1 protein-coding gene is annotated in these 527 nt (G+C 66.2%); it reads left to right on the plus strand.

Annotated elements, in window-relative coordinates; genetic code table 11:
• On the plus strand, nucleotides 1–527 hold a 527-nt coding region (locus BraRD5C2_RS33550; RefSeq protein WP_223975713.1), incomplete at both ends, for an IS110 family transposase.

Consider the following 527-nt stretch of genomic DNA (forward strand, 5'->3'; position numbering starts at 1 on the left):
GAGCTCGTTGCGCGCTTGCAGGTGATCTCGCCGGCGCTGATTGCGGTGGAGGCAACCGGCGGCTTCGAGACCATCGTCGCTGCTGCGCTGGCCGGCGCTCAGCTGCCGCTGGTGGTGGTCAATCCGGCCCAGATCCGGCACTTCGCGCAGGCGGTTGGTCAGCGTGCCAAGACGGACCCGATCGATGCGGCAGTCATCGCGCGGTTTGTCGAGGCCGTAAAGCCGGAGCCACGTGCGATGCCGGATCAGGAAGCTCGGCTGCTGGCTGAACTGGTCAGTCGCCGACGGCAGATCATCGAGATGATCGTTGCCGAGCGTCAGCGCGAGAAGCGGGCCGAGAACGTCCGCGTCCGCAAGAGCCTTGCCCGCCATATCAAGGTCCTCGAGAAGGAGCTGCCGGAGATCGACAACGACATCGACACGCTGGTGCGCGGCTCGCCAGTCTGGCGCGCCAAGGAGGAACTGCTGGTCAGCTTTCCTGGCGTGAGCAACACCCTCGCGCGGACCTTCCTTGCCGAGGTGCCGGA

This window comes from Bradyrhizobium sp. RD5-C2 (genome assembly GCF_019972155.1).
In the GTDB taxonomy this organism is placed as follows: Bacteria; Pseudomonadota; Alphaproteobacteria; order Rhizobiales; family Xanthobacteraceae; genus Bradyrhizobium.